Below are 16,705 nucleotides of genomic sequence, written 5' to 3' on the forward strand. Positions count from 1 at the left end.
TGAAAGGCTCTGTAATGGGGCTTTGCGGGCAATACAAAACAATGTGGGAGGGGGCTTGCCCCCGATGGCGGAGTGTCAGTCACTGCATCTGTGCCTGAAACACCGCAATCGGGAGCAAGCCCCCTCCCACATTTTGTAGCTATTCGGTTCAGGCGATGTCGCGCAGCTCCCGCCGCAGGATTTTCCCCACCGGCGTCATCGGCAGCGAATCCCTGAGCACAATATGCTTGGGCACTTTGTACCCGGTGAAGTTGGTCTTGCAGTAGGCCTTCAATTCCTCAAGGCTCACACCTTCGGCACGCGCGACCACAAACAGCTTCACCGCTTCTCCCGTGCGCTCATCCGGCACGCCGATCACCGCGCAGTTGGCCACGGCCGGATGGGCCATCACCACGTCTTCGATCTCATTGGGGTAGACGTTGAAACCCGAGACGATGATCAGGTCTTTCTTGCGGTCGACGATGCGTATAAAGCCGTCGGTATCGATCACGGCGATATCGCCGGTCTTGAGCCACCCCTCGGCGTCCAGCGCCTCGGCCGTGGCCGCCGGTTGCTGCCAATAGCCCTTCATCACCTGCGGGCCCTTGATGCACAGTTCGCCGCGTTCACCCAACGGCAACTCAACGCCCTCGTCATCGATCACCTTCATGGCCGTGGCCGGCACCGGAATGCCTACTGTGCCCAGCCGCGATTGATTGCCATAGGGGTTGGTGCTGGCCACCGGTGAAGTTTCGGTCAGGCCGTAGCCCTCGCCAATCGTACAACCGGTGATCTGCTGCCAACGCTCGGCGGTGGCCTTGATCAGCGCCGTGCCGCCGGAATTGGTCAACTTGAGATGAGAGAAGTCCAGGCTCTTGAAGTCCGGATGCTCCATCAGCGCCACAAACAGCGTGTTGAGCCCCAGCAGCCCGGTGAAGCGCCACTTCTTCAGTTCCTTGATGAACCCGCCGATGTCGCGCGGGTTGGTGATCAGCACGTTGTGGTTGCCGGACACCATCATGCACATGCAATTCGCGGTGAATGCATAGATGTGGTACAGCGGCAGCGGCGCAATCATCACCTCCTGCCCTTCCTTGATCAGCGGATGGCCGTCGTCCCCCAGTTGCGACATGCACGCCCGCGCCTGCTGCATATTCGCCACCAGATTGCCGTGGGTGAGCATCGCGCCCTTGGCCTGGCCGGTGGTGCCACCGGTGTATTGCAGCACGGCGATGTCCTCGAGGCTCACCGGATGTCGCGTCACGCCCAGGCCCGCGCCCATGTGCAAGGCGCGCTTGAACGACACCGCACGCGGCAGGTGGTAGGCCGGGACCATCTTCTTGACTTTGTCGACCAGGGTGTTGACCAGCCAGCCTTTGGCGGCGGGCATGAAATCGCCCATTTTGGCTTCGATCAGGTAGTCGATCTCGGTGTCGGTACACACCTCCTGTACCCGCGAACCGAACAGGTTGAGGTAGACCAGCGCACGCACGCCGGCGTCCTTGAACTGGTGGCGCATTTCACGCGGGGTGTACAACGGGTTGGTATTGACCACAATAAGCCCGGCGCGCAGTGCGCCAAAAACCGCAATCGGGTAATGCAACACGTTGGGCATCTGCACCGCGATGCGCTCGCCGGGCTTGAGGTCGGTGTGCTGCTGCAGGTAACCGGCGAACGCCGCACTCTGGCGCTCAAGCTCGGCGTAGGTCAGGGTAATGCCCATGTTGCTGAACGCCGGACGGTCGGCAAAGGTCTTGCAGGAACGCTCGAAGACTTCGATCACTGACTGATAGGCAGTAAGGTCGATGATGTTGGGCACACCCGCCGCGCGTTTGTCATTCCAAAAATCAGGTTGCATTATTCTTGTCCTCTTTACCTGAGTGTGTCCGGCCGCTTTTCTATGCAGCTACAAAGAGCGGAGCTTTGAGGACGTTAGCAGTAATGGCCAAACAGGCAATACACTCAACTGTGTCATTGATTGTATGAATCTTGTCGCTGAGGCGCAGGCAGATACCCCGCCCCCCACCCGATGAGCTATACACTGCAACGACCCTGCGCAAAGGAACCGCCATGAACCACAGCACTTTCTGGCTGACCGCGAACGACCACAGCCGCCTGTACGTCAATCAATGGATGCCCGCCGAGCCTCCCAGGGCCTTGGTGATGCTGTCCCATGGCATGGCCGAGCACAGCGGCCGCTATGGGCGCCTGGCGCAGGCGTTGTGCGGCGCCGGCTATGGTGTGTATGCGCTGGACCAACGTGGGCATGGCCGTACCGCCGACGAAGGCACCTTGGGGCTGTACGCCGAAGAGGATGGCTGGAACAAAGTGGTGGGCGACCTGGCCAGCCTTAACCAGCACATCGGCCAGCAGCAACCGGGGCTGCCGATTATTTTGCTCGGCCACAGCATGGGCAGCTATATCGCCCAGGCCTATCTGCTGCATCACAGCGCCAGCCTGCATGGGGCGATACTCAGCGGTTCGAATTTCCAGCCGGTGGCGTTGTATCGCGCGGCACGGGCGATTGCCCGTATCGAGCGCGCGCGCCAGGGTTTGCGCGGGCGTAGTGCATTGATTGACTTTCTGTCGTTCGGCTCCTTCAACAAAGCGTTCAAACCCAATCGCACCGCCTTCGACTGGCTCAGCCGCGACCCGGTTGAAGTCGACCAATACATTCATGACCCGCTTTGCGGTTTCCGCTGCACCAACCAGCTGTGGGTCGATCTGCTCGGCGGCTTGCAGCAAATCAGCAAAGCGTCCAATCTCGCGCAGATCGATCCGGGCCTGCCAATTCTGATAATCGGCGGCGAATGTGATCCGGTGAGTGAAGGCAAGCGTCTCAAAAGCCTGGCCCATGCCCTGCGCGACGCGGGCTGCCAGCACCTGCAATTGACGCTCTACCCGCAGGCACGTCATGAAGTGTTCAACGAAACCAACCGCGACGACGTCACCGCGGATGTGCTGACATGGCTCGATCACGCCCTGACAGTGCGCAGGCCCACCCGCTGCGAATAATTTTTCGTTTAAAATCAGCCAATTAAATTATCGATTAGCCACAGGATGCACCTTTAGATGACCCAGGTAACCAACACCCCCTACGAGGCCCTTGAAGTCGGCCAGACCGCCAGCTTCAGCAAGACCGTCGAAGAGCGCGATATCCAGCTGTTCGCCGCCATGTCCGGCGATCACAACCCGGTGCACCTTGATGCCGAGTATGCCAAGGCGACCATGTTCAAAGAACGCATCGCCCATGGCATGTTCAGCGGTGCGTTGATCAGCGCGGCGGTAGCCTGTGAACTGCCTGGCCCGGGCACGATTTATATCGGCCAGCAGATGAGCTTTCAAAAGCCGGTCAAGATCGGCGACACCCTCACCGTGCGCCTGGAAATCCTGGAGAAGCTGCCCAAGTTTCGTGTACGCATTGCCACGCGAGTGTTCAACCAGCGCGATGAGTTGGTAGTGGATGGCGAAGCGGAGATTCTTGCCCCGCGCAAACAGCAGGTAGTGACGTTGACCGAATTGCCGCCAATCAGCATTGGCTGAAAATGACGCAATACAAATGTGGGAGGGGGCTTGCCCCGATGGCGGTGATTCAGTCAATAAACCTATCGACTGATCCACCGCTATCGGGAGCAAGCCCCCTCCCACATTGCTTTTACAGCATGTACAACCCAGGGCTTACGACTGAGCGCGAGCCTGGTTACGCAGGGCTTTAACCTGGTCGTGGTTGCGCTGCACGCCGTGGTACTGACGTTCAACCAGATCACGAATACCCAGCAGGTTGTGCTTGTTGATCTTCTCGATCGCTTCCTTGTAAGCCTTCAGTGCGTGGTCTTCACCGCGCTCGGCTTCGTTCAGCACCGATTCTTCGTCCTTACCGGTCACCATCGACTTCACGTCAACCCAACCGCGATGCAGCGCACCGGCCATGCTGCCGGAATCTTCCGGATCGCCACCCAGGGCACGCACGGCGGTTTTCAGTTCGGCGGCGGCAGTGGCGCAATCGGCGGAACGCTTGACGAACAGGGCTTTGAGCTCTGGGTGCTTGATGTCTTCAGCGCACTCCTGGAAACCCTTTTGGCCGTCGATGCTGGTTTCGATCAGGTCGTTCAGTACGGAGATGGATTCTTTATTGATGTCAGTCATTTTTCAATTCCTTATGTGGGTTGAGAAAGTTGTCTTAATGATTGCAGCGCTCGTGCCAGGTTTTGAAAAATTACTTATTTGTTTTATTTCAATGACTTACGAATTATTGAACCATCTGTATCGACGTTATTTGCATGATCTGTCATTTGGCCTTCATGCAGAATGCCTGTATTTTCCCCGCTATCGAATCAAACGCTGAAGCCCATGAACCCCGAAAAACTCGAATTGCTGATCACCCGCGAAATGCCCTTCGGCAAATACAAAGGGCGGATCATCGCCGACCTGCCCGGCCCCTACCTGAACTGGTTCGCCCGTGAAGGTTTTCCCCACGGGGAACTGGGCGGCTTACTGGCACTGATGCAGGAAATCGACCACAACGGTTTGGCCGAATTGCTTGAACCGCTGCGCGTTAAACACGGTAAACCCGCCCCTCGCCATTAATTAAGAGCCTCGCCATGCCAAGGAATGCAAACAACGAAAGTCACTGGCAGGCCATCGCCCAGCGCTATGAGCTGGAGCCGGGCCCGATCAATCTGGAAAACGGCTACTTCGGGCGCATGAGCCGTGCAGTCCAGGCCCAGTACCTGGAACACGTTGCCTTCATCAATCGCAGCAACTCGGTGTACGTGCGTCAGCGCTTCGAGCAAGGGGAAAATCTCGAAATTCGTCGCCAACTGGCTGCTTTGATCGATGCAGACCCGGACTCGGTAGCCTTCACCCGCAACGCCACTGAAGCCTTGCAGTCGCTGATCCGCAACTACAACCGCCTGCAACCCGGCGACCAAGTGCTGATCAGTGACCTGGAGTACGACACGGTCAAAGGCGCGATGCGCTGGCTGGCCGGCGTGCGCGGTGTCGAAGTGATCGAGATTTCCCACGCTCACCCGGCCAGTTTCGACAGCCTCGTGCAGATCTATCGCGATACCTTCATTCAGTACCCGCGCTTGAAGCTGATGGCGCTGACCCATGTCACGCACCGCACCGGCCTGGTGATGCCGGTGGCGGCGATCGCCAAGGCTGCGCGTGAACAGGATATTGATGTAATTCTCGACGGCGCCCACGCTCTGGGCCAGATCGATTTCAACCTGGCCGAGTTGGGCATTCAGTTCGCCGGCTTCAACTTGCACAAATGGATCGGCGCCCCGCTGACCCTGGGCTTTCTCTACATCGCCCCCGAGCGCCTGGCGGATATCGACCCGGACATGGGTGAATTCCACTACCCCGCCACGGATGTACGCGCGCGTACGTCGTACAGCACGCCGAACTTTCCGGCACTGATGAGCCTGCCATTGGTGTTTGAAGAACACCGGCAATTGGGCGGCGCGGCGGCCAAGGGCGCACGGGTCAATTACCTGCGCAATCGTTGGGTGAACCAGGTGCGGACTGTGCCGGGAATCGAAGTGCTGACGCCGGATGATCCGAGGCTGTATTGCGGGATTACCGCGTTCAAGTTCGTTGGGCGCGATCAGCAAGTGATGGTGGATCGGTTGCTCAACGATTACGGGCTGTTCACCACGACCCGCACGGGTTCGGCGTTTGGCACGTGTATTCGGGTGACGCCGGGATTGGTGACGTCAGCACAAGACATCGGCATGCTGGTCAACGCCATTACCGAGCTGAGCGAAGATTAAATGTGGGAGGGGGCTTGCTCCCTCCCACATTGGTTTTGTGGCGTTCTTCAGGTTTTCTACAGGCAAAAAAAAGCGGTACACCGACCAAGTGCACCGCAAAAATGCCGTTAAGCACAGCAACAACGATTCGATAAATCAGATCAATCCAGCAGTGCCAGCGCCTCGGCGGTGACTTCCTGGATACGCGCCCAGTCGCCGTTCTTGACCCACTCAGGATCAAGCATCCAGCTACCGCCCACGCACATCACGTTTTTCAACGCCATGTAGCTTTTGATGTTGGCCGGGCCGACGCCACCAGTCGGGCAGAATTTCACTTCGCCGAACGGACCGCCCAAGGCCTTGATCGCCGCCACGCCGCCGCTGACTTCGGCCGGGAACAGCTTGAAGCGGCGATAGCCCAGGCCATAGCCTTCCATAATGCCGGAGGCATTGCTGATGCCAGGCAGCAGCGGGATCGGGCTGTGCACCGAGGCTTCCAGCAGGTCGCGGGTGATGCCGGGGGTGACAATGAACTGCGAGCCGGCAACTTCTGCCGCTTCGAGCATATGACGGTCCAGCACAGTGCCGGCACCGGTGCACAGTTCAGGGCGCTGCTCGCGCAATACCTGGATGGCCTTGAGGCCGAACTCGGAACGCAGGGTCACTTCCAGGGCGGTCAGGCCACCGGCAGCCAGGGCATCGGCCAGGGGCAGGATGTCCTGCTCGCGGGCGATAGTGATCACAGGCAGGATCCGCGCCTTGGCGCAGAGGCTGTCGATCAGGGCAACTTTATCCGCCATGGACACGGTCGGTTGAGGGCTTTTCATAGCGGCTGATCCTTGGCTCATGGGCACCAGTAAATCTCTAAAGTAGGTTGCAAAAACGCGCGAATCGGCATGGCGGCGACATCGTCACCGGCCAGCGCGGCGCTCAAGGTAGTCAACTTCGAACTGCCGGAAATCGACAGCACGGTGTAGTGGGCCGTGGCCAGCAATGCACGACTCATGGTCAGGCGCTGGTGCGGCACGGTTGGCGCCAGCATTGGCCAGCAACGGCGGGTGCCGTCGGCCTGCAACGCCTGGGCGAGGTTCGGGCTGTTGGGAAACAGCGATGCGGTGTGGCCGTCATCGCCCATGCCCAGCACCAGCACATCGATCGCCGGCAGTTCGGCCAGCAGGCGATCAGCCTGCTCGGCCGCCTCTTCAAGGTTGGCGGCAGCGCTGTACAGGCTCAAGAATTTCGCCTTGGCCGCCGGGCCCTGCAGCAGGTGCTGCTTTAACAAGCCGGCATTGCTGTCGGCATGCTCCACCGGCACCCAACGCTCGTCGGCCAGGGTGACCGTGACCTTGGACCAGTCCAGGGCCTGCCTGGCCAGGTTCTGGAAGAACGCCACCGGGCTGCGGCCACCGGACACCACCAGGGTGGCCGCGCCACGGGCGCTGATGGCCGCGCGCAATTGTTCGGCCACGTCATTGGCCAGGCCGTCCGCCAACAGCACGGGCGTACGATACTCATGGGCAGTGACGCCCTGAGGCAGTTTCAATTCAGATATCGCCATACCACGACCTCCCATCCCGCGTGATCAGTGCAATCGAGCTCATCGGCCCCCAGGACCCCGCCGCATACGGCTTGGGCGCATCACCGGATTTTTTCCACCCGGCGATCAACTGGTCACACCACTTCCACGCGGCTTCAATTTCATCTTTGCGAACAAACAGGTTCTGATTGCCGCGCATCACTTCCAGCAACAACCGCTCGTAGGCATCGGGAATCCGTGCGCTGCGATAGGTGTCGGAAAAATTCAGTTGCAGCGGCCCGCTGCGCAGTTGCATGCCCTTGTCCAGGCCCTGCTCCTTGGTCATCACGCGCAAGGAAATACCTTCGTCCGGCTGCAGGCGGATGATCAACTTGTTGCTGATCTGCAAGCGCTGCTCGGGGGCGAAGATATAGTGGGACGGTTCCTTGAAGTGGATGACGATCTGCGACAGCTTTTGCGGCATGCGCTTGCCGGTACGCAGGTAGAACGGCACCCCGGCCCAACGCCAGTTGCGAATATCGGCGCGCAGGGCGACGAAGGTCTCGGTGTCGCTCTGGGTGTTGGAATTCTCTTCTTCCAGGTACCCCGGCACGGCTTTACCGGCGCTGTAGCCGGCAATGTACTGGCCGCGCACCACCTGGGTGGTCAGGCCTTCCGGGCTGATCGGCGCCAGGGCCTTGAGCACCTTGACCTTCTCGTCGCGAATGCTGTCGGCAGACAGATCGGCCGGCGGGTCCATGGCGATCAGGCACAGCAGCTGCAGCAGGTGGTTCTGGATCATGTCGCGCAGTTGGCCAGCCTTGTCGAAGTAGCCCCAACGGCCCTCGATGCCAACCTGCTCGGCCACGGTGATTTCCACGTGGGAAATGTAGTTCTGGTTCCATTGGGTTTCGAACAGGCTGTTGGCGAAACGCAAGGCGATCAGGTTCTGGACGGTCTCTTTGCCCAGGTAGTGGTCGATGCGGTAGGTGCGGTTTTCCGGGAAAAACTGCGCGACGGCGTCGTTGACTTTGCGCGAGGACTCCAGGTCCGAACCAATCGGCTTTTCCAGCACGACGCGGGTGTTTTCCGCCAGGCCGACCTTGGACAGGTTTTCGCAGATCGCGCCATACACGGCGGCCGGGGTGGCGAAGTAGGCGATCAGGCGCTGTTCGCTACCGACCTTTTCGGCAAGGGCGACGTAGTCGTCGGCCTTCATGAAGTCGACATGCACATACGCCAGGCGCGCCAGGAAACGCTGGGCCACGGCTTCGTCCAGCTCCTTGCCGACGTATTTGCGCAGTTCTGTTTCGATATGGGCCAGGTGCTGCTGCTCGGAACCGGCTTCGCGGGCCAGGGCCAGGATGCGCGTGTCATCGTGCAGCAAGCCGGCGCCATCGAGTTGATAGAGGGCAGGAAATAACTTGCGCAGCGCCAGATCACCCAAGGCGCCAAACAGGGCAAAGGTGCAGGGTTCTACGGTTATCAAAGGCATGATGTTTGTTCTTTTATCAAGTTAAGCTACAAATACCTTTTTTCAAGGCATCACTCAAGGAAAAATGTAGTAATAACCACAACATTTTCCGCAAATACGCATTGCGAGTGGTGGTGTTCGGCTACCCTCAGTAGGATAGGCCACCGCGAAAAGCCACTCATCGATTGGTTACCGCCTCTTTATTTGCATTGTCGCCCGAAGGAAAGACTGAATGGACCGCGTGCGAAATCTTCTGGAACAGATCCGGAACCGCCTCGAAGAATTGAACAAGGCCGAGAAAAAAGTCGCCGAGGTCATCCTGCTCAACCCGCAGCAGGCCACCCGCTTCTCGATCGCTGCCCTCGCCCAAGCCGCTTCGGTCAGTGAACCGACGGTCAACCGCTTCTGCCGTTCGTTCGGCGTCAGTGGTTACCCTGAACTTAAATTGCAATTGGCGCAAAGCCTGGCCAGTGGCGCGGCGTATGTCAGCCGCGCCGTGGAAGCCGATGATAACCCGGAGGCCTACACCCAGAAGATCTTCGGCAGCGCCATCGCGTCCCTGGACAGTGCCTGCCAGGCCCTCGACCCAGCCCTGATCAGCAAGGCCGTGGATCTGTTGATCCAGGCGCGGCAGATCCACTTCTTCGGCCTGGGCGCCTCGGCCCCGGTGGCCATGGACGCGTTGCACAAGTTCTTCCGTTTCAACCTGGCGGTGACCGCCCACGCCGACGTGCTGATGCAACGCATGATCGCCTCGGTGGCGCATACCGGTGAGTTGTTCGTGATCATTTCCTACACCGGGCGTACCCGTGAGCTGGTGGAAGTGGCGCGTATCGCGCGGGAAAACGGCGCGTCGGTGCTGGGCGTAACGGCCGAGAACTCACCACTGGCCAAGGCCAGCACGGTGAGCCTGAATATTCCGCTGCCGGAAGACACCGATATCTACATGCCGATGACCTCGCGGATCATTCAGCTGACGGTGCTGGATGTGCTGGCGACCGGGATGACGTTGCGCCGTGGGGTGGATTTCCAGCCGCATTTACGCAAGATCAAAGAGAGCTTGAATGACAGCCGGTATCCGGTGGGGGATGAGTTCAACTGAGCCTGATCGTTCCCACGCTCCGCGTGGGAATGCCTCTTGTGACGCTCCGCGTCACGGCATCAAGAGCAGACGCGGAGCGTCAAGGGCCGCATTCCCACGCGCAGCGTGGGAACGATCACAGCAGTACCACTAAATCCCAGCCCGAGCCTGCAAACTCAGATGCGCCCTCTCCCCCGGCGCCAGGCTGGCCCCGGCCATCGCCGACTCCACGCACACAAACCCCGACGCCTCGTTGAAGCTCACACCCAACAACGGCCGGCTGCCGGGATGCCACACCACAGTGTCGGCGCTGTCGCCGGTGTCGATACACAGTTCCCGCTGCCACGCATGGTCCTTGAGGTGCAGCTCACCCTCATGCTGGAACACCCGCTGGCAGCCGCCATCCACCCGCAGCTCGCCTTCCTGCTGGCAAGCCTGGCGGTTGAGCTGGTCATAACCTTGCGCCCCGTCGAGCCCAGACAGCGCTACCTCGTCAACGTGACCGATACGCCAGTAGGCATGCAAAGCGTGGCTCAACTGGCACGGCAGCTCATCCTGATGCTCGGTGCTCAGGCGCAGTTCCAGGGTTTCACCCAAATGCGCGTGCAGGTCCACCTGCCAGTCGCACAGCTGCAGCTGCCAGTGCAGGCGCACGCCATCGTCTTCGGTGCTGCTGTCGAGCAGTTTCCAATCGATCAAGCGCGCCCAACCGTGGGAAGGCCACGCGTTTTCGCTGGGGTGACGGCCATACCACGGCCAGCACACCGGCACGCCACCCCGGATGGCACCGACTTGCGGCCACTTGGCGGCGCACCACAGCCAGGGTTTCTGGCCGGTGGGCTGAAAGTGCAGCAATTGCGCGCCCTGGCGACTGAACACCGCCTGGCACAGCGGATGGTCGATCACCAATACGTCACGCATCTGGAAGCGCTCCCAGGCGAACACCGGACGCTCGCGCAAGGATTTGAAAAAGCGTTGCAGCGGTTGCTCATGCATGTGCACAGGTTCCGAATATCACAGTGCGACCCAAAAAAAAGCGGATAGCCATGGCTACCCGCAAAATGCGCACAGAGAGAAGGAGCTTATCGCAACAGCGTTAGAACGTAGACTGGATTTTCAGGCCCGCTACCAACGCGTTGTCGACTTTGTCCACGCCACCAGGCTGGACAACGTATTGCAGGTTCGGACGCACGGTCAGCCAGTTGGTGACGTGGAAACCGTAGTTGAGTTCGACGTTGTACTCAGTCTCACGAATGGGCGTGTAGAACGGATTGTCATAGTCGCTCACACCATTGGCGGCGTTGAGCAGTTCAGAGTTCTTCTTCACGTCATCGTTGACATGCAGGCGAGCGACGCCAATGCCGACGTCATCTTTTGGACGCGCGTCGAAGGGGCCTTTGTACACCAGCATCAACGACTGGTAGTTGTCGACCAGGTTGGTTTCCTTGTCGTGGAAGGTCGCGTTGGCGGCGATGTTCAGGCCACGGGTAGCGTCGCCGTTATGCGTGGTGAGTTGCTGTTGTGCAACGAACCAGTAACCTTTCTTGCTGCTGTGGGTACGGTAGGCGGCGCCAGTAGTGGCGGCATCGTTGCCGTTGACGTCTTCGCGTACGTCAGACGCATCGGCAGCGCTTTTGTAGTAACCCACACGGTATTCGCCCGGCAGGTTGTTGACCTTCGGCGACCAGACCAACTCCACCGGAATCACGGTGCCTTTGGTACCGCTGCCGCTGAGTTTGAAGCCGTTGCCGTGCTCCAGTTGCGACGGGTTCTGGTTGTAGGCACCAATCTGCGCATACAGCTCAGGCGTGATGTTGTACTTCACGCGGATAGCGGCCTGGGCGACCGGCCAGTTGTACCAGGTGTTTACGTAGTTACCGACCTGGGAGCCGCAGAACGACAGGTTCTGGAAGTCGCACGGGAAGGTGTTGAAGTCTTCGCCTTCACCGAAGTAGCCGAGCTTCACGTCCAGCTTGTTGTCGAACATCTGGTGCTGAACCCAGAACTGGGTCAGACGCACCATGTGGCCACGGCCATACACTTCCTGAGACGAACTCAAGGTGCCGGCGCGCGGGTCGCCAATACGGTCATTGGAGATGTTCTGGCCATTACGATTGGTGAACTGGATCTTGGCCTGGGTGTTATCCCAGCCCCACAGTTTTTGCAGGTCCAGTGCCACGCCCAGACCGAACTGGTCGGAGTAACGACCGGTCTTGTCGTCGTTGTAGCCACCGTGGGCGTTGTAGCCCATCTCCCCTACGTAGTCGGCCTTGATGTCGATACCTTGCTCGATCAGCTTGGTACGCTCGCCGCCCCAATCGCCGGTCATCCACTTGGAATCGGCGCTGAACGCATCGGCCGCCATCGCATTGGCGGACAATACAAGGGCTGCTGCCGCTGACAGTTGGCAGAACAGCCGAGTGTTGTTGTGTTGCTTTTTCATCCCTACATCCTCGTCTTTATTGTTATTAAACTGTTTTTATCTAACGCGGGTTACATTTTTTAATCAAAACAACTACTTATCTCGCCTAACGACCTTTGAACTGGGTCACATTGTCGGCATGCCCCTGTGCCGGCAATGCAGCAACGGTACCCAATCGCTCACCGGTCGCGGCATCAAACAGCAATACCTTGGCCGGGTCGAACTGCAGGGTCAGGGTCTCGCCCACCTGCGGCGCCACGTCCGGCGCCAGACGGCAGCAGACCTTGGTGTCATTGAGCTGCACGAACACCAGGGTGTCCGGGCCGGTCGGCTCGGTTACCTGGACTTCGGCACGAATGCTCGAAGAACCATTGCCCTCGCCCGCCGCCAGCACGATCTGCTCCGGGCGCAGGCCCAGGATCACATCGCGGTCTTCCAACCCAGCGTCATTCATACTCAGCGGCAGCTCGCAACGGGCCTGGCCGCTGTCGAGCAGCGCCACCAGGCGACCGTCCTTGCGTTGCAGACGCAAAGGCACGAAGTTCATGGGAGGTGAACCGATAAAGCTTGCCACAAACAAGTTGGCCGGGTCGTTGTAAATTTCTTTCGGCGTACCAAATTGTTGGATGATGCCGTCCTTCATCACCGCCACTTTGTCGCCCAGGGTCATTGCTTCGATCTGGTCGTGGGTCACGTAGACGGTGGTGGTCTTCAGGCGCTGGTGCATCAGCTTCATTTCAGTGCGCATCTCGACGCGCAGCTTGGCGTCAAGGTTCGACAACGGTTCGTCGAACAGGTAGATCTTCGGTCGACGCGCCAAGGCCCGGCCCATCGCCACGCGCTGTTGCTGGCCACCGGACAGTTGGCCCGGCTTGCGGTTGAGCAGGTGTTCGATCTGCAGCAGCTTGGCTACGCGCGCGACTTCGGCGTCAATGTCGGCCTGGGGCATCTTGCGGATCTTCAGGCCGAATTCGATGTTCTCGCGCACGCTCATGGTCGGGTACAGCGCGTAGGACTGGAACACCATGGCGATGTCACGGTCCTTGGGGCTCATGCCGCTCACGTCCTGATCACCGATCATGATCGCGCCGCCGGAGATGGTCTCAAGACCGGCGATGCAGTTCATCAACGTGGACTTACCGCACCCCGACGGACCGACCAGGATCAGGAACTCACCTTCCTTGATCGACAGTTCGATGTTCTTCAAGGTGTCGGGCAGGCCGGCGCCATAGGTCTTGTTTACATTGCGAAGTTCAAGCGTAGCCATGATTACCCCTTGACCGCGCCGGCCGTCAGGCCGCGCACGAAATACTTGCCTGCGATCACATAGACCAGCAGGGTCGGCAGCCCGGCGATCATCGCCGCCGCCATATCCACGTTATATTCCTTGGCCCCGGTGCTGGTGTTGACCAGGTTGTTCAGCGCTACCGTGATGGGCTGCGAGTCGCCGCTGGAGAACACTACACCGAACAGGAAGTCGTTCCAGATCTGGGTGAACTGCCAGATCAGGCAGACCATGATGATCGGCGTCGACATCGGCAGAATGATCTGACGGAAGATGGTGAAGAAACCGGCACCGTCCAGGCGGGCCGCCTTGATCAGCGCATCCGGGATGCTCACGTAGTAGTTACGGAAGAACAGCGTGGTGAACGCCAGGCCGTAGACCACATGCACGAACACCAGGCCGGTGGTGGTGCTGGCCAGGCCCATCTTGCCGAGGGTGAACGACGCCGGCAGCAGCACGGTCTGGAACGGCAGGAAGCAGCCGAACAGCAACAGGCCGAAGAACAGCTGCGAACCGCGAAAGCGCCAGAACGACAGCACGTAGCCGTTCAACGCACCGATCGCTGTGGAGATCAGCACAGCGGGCACGGTGATCTTGATCGAGTTCCAGAAGTAACCGTCCACGGTGGCCCAGGCCTTGACCCAGCCAATGCCGCTGACCACGGTCGGCCAGCTCAGCAGGTTGCCGGTGCTGATGTCTTCAGGCGTCTTGAAACTGGTGAGCAGCATCACTACCAGCGGCACCAGGTACAGCAGCACCGCAAGGATCAGCACCGCGTAGATCGCGATGCGACTCAGGCTGATGGCAGGTTTAGCGGCGAGACTAGTCATTGCGCTTGGTCCTCAGCTCGGAATACAGGTACGGCACGATGATCGCGAGGATCGCACCGAGCATCAGGATTGCACTGGCCGAGCCCATGCCCATCTGGCCGCGACTGAAGGTGAACGAGTACATGAACATGGCCGGCAGGTCGGAGGAATAGCCCGGGCCGCCAGCGGTCATCGCCGCCACCAGGTCGAAGCTCTTGATCGCAATGTGCGCCAGGATCATCACCGCACTGAAGAACACCGGACGCAGGCTTGGCAGCACCACGCTCCAGTAGATGCGTGGCAGGCTCGCGCCGTCGATCTGCGCGGCGCGGATGATCGACTGATCGACGCCCCGCAGGCCCGCCAGGAACATCGCCATGATAAAGCCCGAGGCTTGCCACACGGCGGCGATCACCAGGCAGTAGACCACGCGATCAGGGTCGATCAGCCAGTCGAGACGGAAGCCTTCCCAGCCCCAATCGCGCAATAATTTGTCCAGGCCCATGCCCGGGTTGAGCAGCCATTTCCAGGCGGTACCGGTGACGATCATCGAGAGCGCCATCGGGTACAGGTAAATGGTGCGAATGAAACCTTCGCGACGGATTTTCTGGTCGAGGAAAATCGCCAGCAGCACGCCGATCACCAGGGTGATACCGATGAACATCCCGCCGAACACGGCGAGGTTTTTGCTCGCTACCCACCAACGATCGTTGTCGAACAACCGCTCGTATTGCGCCAGGCCAGCCCACTTGTAGCTGGGCAGGAAGGTGGAGGTGGTGAACGACAGCACGAACGTCCACAGGATGTAGCCATAAAAGCCCACCAGCACGATGAACATGCTCGGCGCCAGCACCAGTTTAGGGAGCCAGCGCTGCAGTGCATCGAATGGCGAGGCCTTGCTGAACACAGCAACAGAACTCATGGGGAAATCCAATACAAGGAAAAGGACTGACAGGTGAAACCATGGCGCTCCCCTGTAGGAGCGAGCTTGCTCGCGAAAGTCTTCAACGATGACGCGGGCATCAGGGATGAACGCGGTGACCTTGAGTTTTTCGCGAGCAAGCTCGCTCCTACAGAAAAGCGCTTTTAGAGCGTGTTACTTCGCCGACTTGATCGCAGCGCCCAATTTCTTGGCGGTGTCGGCCGGGTCGGCTTTCGGATCGTTGATGTAGTTGGTGACCACGTCAAAGAACGCACCTTGTACCGCCAGGGTGGTGGCCATGTTGTGCGCCATGCTTGGCTGCAGGCCACCGGTCTTGGCATCGGTCAGGAAGTCCTTGGCCGCCGTCTGGGCGCAGGAGTCGAAACCGTACGAATCCATTTTGTTCAGCATGTCGTTGCGCACAGGGATCGAACCCTTGTTGATGCTGAACACTTTCTGGAAGTTTTCACCCAGGACGACTTTGGCGATGTCCTGCTGGCCAGCGGCAGTGCCTTTGTCTTTCTGCTTGAACACCGCCAGGGAGTCGATGTTGTAAGTGAAGGCTTTGTCGGTGCCCGGGAACGCTACGCACTCGTAGTCCTTGCCGGCGACTTTCTTGGCGGCGGTCCATTCGGACTTGGCCCAGTCACCCATGATCTGCATGCCGGCCTTGCCGTTGATGACTTTACCGGCTTCGAGGTTCCAGTCCTGGCCTTTGCCGTCAACGTCCATATAGGTCGCGACTTTCTTCAGCTCGGTCAGCGACTTGACCATTTCCGGGCCGGTCAGTGCGCCGTTATCCAGGTCGACCAGGGCTTTCTTGTAGCCATCGGCACCCATCACCGAGAGCACCACCGCTTCGAACACGGTGCTGTCCTGCCAAGGCTGGCCGCCGTGAGCGAGCGCAATGAAGCCCGCCGCTTTCAGCTTGTCGCCGGCGGCATAGAATTCTTCGAGGGTGGTGGGGTTCTTGGTGATGCCGGCTTTCTTGAAGACTTCCGGGTTGATCCACAGCCAGTTCACACGGTGGATGTTGACCGGTACGGCGACGTAGTCACCGTCGTACTTCACGGTGTCGGAGACTTTCTTGTCGAGCAGGGAGTCCCATTTTTCTTCTTTGGCGACGTCTTTGAGCACGTCGGTGTCGAGCAGGCCGGTGGACGCCCATTCCTGGATGTCCGGGCCTTTGATCTGGGCGACGCCAGGTGGGTTGCCGGCGACCGCACGGCTTTTCAGCACGGTCATTGCAGTGGCACCGCCGCCACCTGCAACAGCGCCGTCTTTCCAGGTGAAGCCGTCTTTCTCGACTTGGGCCTTCAAGACATCGACAGCCGCTTTTTCACCGCCCGAGGTCCACCAATGCACCACTTCAACCGTCCCTTTGGAGTCGGCGGCAAATGCACTGAGGGGAAACAACGAGGCAACGGAAATAGCTACGGCGAGGCGATTAATCGCGTTCAT

The 16,705-nt window shown here is 59.5% G+C and carries 16 protein-coding genes; 5 read left to right on the forward strand and 11 right to left on the reverse strand.

Going from position 1 to position 16,705, the window contains the following annotated elements; all coding sequences use genetic code 11:
* Positions 1-148: 148 nt before the first annotated feature.
* Positions 149-1,837 carry a long-chain-fatty-acid--CoA ligase FadD2 gene (gene fadD2 / locus C4J88_RS20820; protein ID WP_124408005.1) on the reverse strand — a complete coding sequence of 563 codons (1,689 nt, stop codon included), beginning with the start codon at positions 1,835-1,837 and terminating at the stop codon, positions 149-151.
* Between the two features lie 212 nt (positions 1,838-2,049).
* On the opposite strand from fadD2, the gene C4J88_RS20825 reads away from it, so the two are divergent.
* Both C4J88_RS20825 and C4J88_RS20830 read left to right on the forward strand, forming a co-directional pair.
* Positions 2,050-2,994: an alpha/beta hydrolase gene (locus C4J88_RS20825; RefSeq protein WP_124408006.1), complete on the forward strand. Its 945-nt coding sequence runs from the start codon at positions 2,050-2,052 to the stop codon at positions 2,992-2,994.
* A gap of 57 nt (positions 2,995-3,051) precedes the next feature.
* Positions 3,052-3,522 (forward strand): MaoC family dehydratase, encoded by a 471-nt coding sequence (locus tag C4J88_RS20830; RefSeq protein ID WP_034115694.1) that lies wholly within the window; start codon positions 3,052-3,054, stop codon positions 3,520-3,522.
* A gap of 135 nt (positions 3,523-3,657) precedes the next feature.
* Here the strand turns inward: C4J88_RS20830 and C4J88_RS20835 are convergent, their stop codons facing one another.
* Entirely contained in the window at positions 3,658-4,125 is a 468-nt protein-coding gene (locus C4J88_RS20835; RefSeq protein ID WP_124364116.1) for a PA2169 family four-helix-bundle protein, read from the reverse strand.
* Between the two features lie 204 nt (positions 4,126-4,329).
* Between C4J88_RS20835 and C4J88_RS20840 the strand changes: the two genes are divergently transcribed.
* Together C4J88_RS20840 and C4J88_RS20845 are read left to right on the forward strand one after the other, a co-directional pair.
* The gene (locus C4J88_RS20840; protein WP_104505342.1) at positions 4,330-4,566 is read left to right on the forward strand and encodes a DUF3820 family protein; all 237 of its coding nucleotides are present in this window, start codon (positions 4,330-4,332) and stop codon (positions 4,564-4,566) included.
* A 14-nt stretch (positions 4,567-4,580) separates the two neighbouring features.
* Positions 4,581-5,756, forward strand: coding sequence for an aminotransferase class V-fold PLP-dependent enzyme (locus C4J88_RS20845; RefSeq protein WP_124408007.1), 1,176 nt, complete (start codon positions 4,581-4,583; stop codon positions 5,754-5,756).
* A 140-nt stretch (positions 5,757-5,896) separates the two neighbouring features.
* Here the strand turns inward: C4J88_RS20845 and C4J88_RS20850 are convergent, their stop codons facing one another.
* From C4J88_RS20850 to zwf, 3 genes are read right to left on the reverse strand one after another with little or no spacing between them, the layout of a single operon-like run.
* Entirely contained in the window at positions 5,897-6,562 is a 666-nt protein-coding gene (locus tag C4J88_RS20850) for a bifunctional 4-hydroxy-2-oxoglutarate aldolase/2-dehydro-3-deoxy-phosphogluconate aldolase (protein WP_069076884.1), read from the reverse strand.
* 17 nt (positions 6,563-6,579) lie between these two features.
* Positions 6,580-7,293: a 6-phosphogluconolactonase gene (gene pgl / locus C4J88_RS20855; RefSeq protein WP_124405100.1), complete on the reverse strand. Its 714-nt coding sequence runs from the start codon at positions 7,291-7,293 to the stop codon at positions 6,580-6,582.
* Positions 7,280-8,746 carry a glucose-6-phosphate dehydrogenase gene (gene zwf, locus C4J88_RS20860; RefSeq protein WP_124364119.1) on the reverse strand — a complete coding sequence of 489 codons (1,467 nt, stop codon included), beginning with the start codon at positions 8,744-8,746 and terminating at the stop codon, positions 7,280-7,282. Before zwf ends, pgl begins: the two co-directional genes overlap by 14 nt.
* A 220-nt stretch (positions 8,747-8,966) precedes the next feature.
* Here zwf and C4J88_RS20865 point away from each other — a divergent pair, with 220 nt between their 5' ends.
* Positions 8,967-9,827, forward strand: coding sequence for a MurR/RpiR family transcriptional regulator (locus C4J88_RS20865; RefSeq protein ID WP_170039859.1), 861 nt, complete (start codon positions 8,967-8,969; stop codon positions 9,825-9,827).
* A 129-nt stretch (positions 9,828-9,956) separates the two neighbouring features.
* On the opposite strand, the gene C4J88_RS20870 is transcribed toward C4J88_RS20865, so the two are convergent.
* The 6 genes from C4J88_RS20870 to C4J88_RS20895 all read right to left on the reverse strand — a co-directional run bounded on the left by C4J88_RS20870 (position 9,957) and on the right by C4J88_RS20895 (position 16,705).
* Positions 9,957-10,802 carry a D-hexose-6-phosphate mutarotase gene (locus tag C4J88_RS20870; protein ID WP_124368116.1) on the reverse strand — a complete coding sequence of 282 codons (846 nt, stop codon included), beginning with the start codon at positions 10,800-10,802 and terminating at the stop codon, positions 9,957-9,959.
* A 100-nt stretch (positions 10,803-10,902) separates the two neighbouring features.
* Positions 10,903-12,249: a carbohydrate porin gene (locus C4J88_RS20875; protein WP_124368117.1), complete on the reverse strand. Its 1,347-nt coding sequence runs from the start codon at positions 12,247-12,249 to the stop codon at positions 10,903-10,905.
* 85 nt (positions 12,250-12,334) lie between these two features.
* On the reverse strand, positions 12,335-13,495 hold the full coding sequence (locus C4J88_RS20880) for an ABC transporter ATP-binding protein (RefSeq protein WP_124371660.1): 1,161 nt from the start codon (positions 13,493-13,495) through the stop codon (positions 12,335-12,337).
* Positions 13,496-13,497: 2 nt separating this feature from the next.
* Complete coding sequence (locus C4J88_RS20885) at positions 13,498-14,343, reverse strand: carbohydrate ABC transporter permease (RefSeq protein ID WP_034115702.1); 846 nt, start codon at positions 14,341-14,343, stop codon at positions 13,498-13,500.
* Entirely contained in the window at positions 14,336-15,244 is a 909-nt protein-coding gene (locus tag C4J88_RS20890; RefSeq protein WP_124364123.1) for a carbohydrate ABC transporter permease, read from the reverse strand. Before C4J88_RS20890 ends, C4J88_RS20885 begins: the two co-directional genes overlap by 8 nt.
* Positions 15,245-15,418: 174 nt before the next feature.
* A complete protein-coding gene (locus tag C4J88_RS20895; protein WP_124368119.1) occupies positions 15,419-16,705 on the reverse strand; it encodes an ABC transporter substrate-binding protein in 1,287 nt (428 codons plus the stop codon).

The organism is Pseudomonas sp. R4-39-08 (genome assembly GCF_003852275.1).
Classification (GTDB): domain Bacteria; phylum Pseudomonadota; class Gammaproteobacteria; order Pseudomonadales; family Pseudomonadaceae; genus Aquipseudomonas.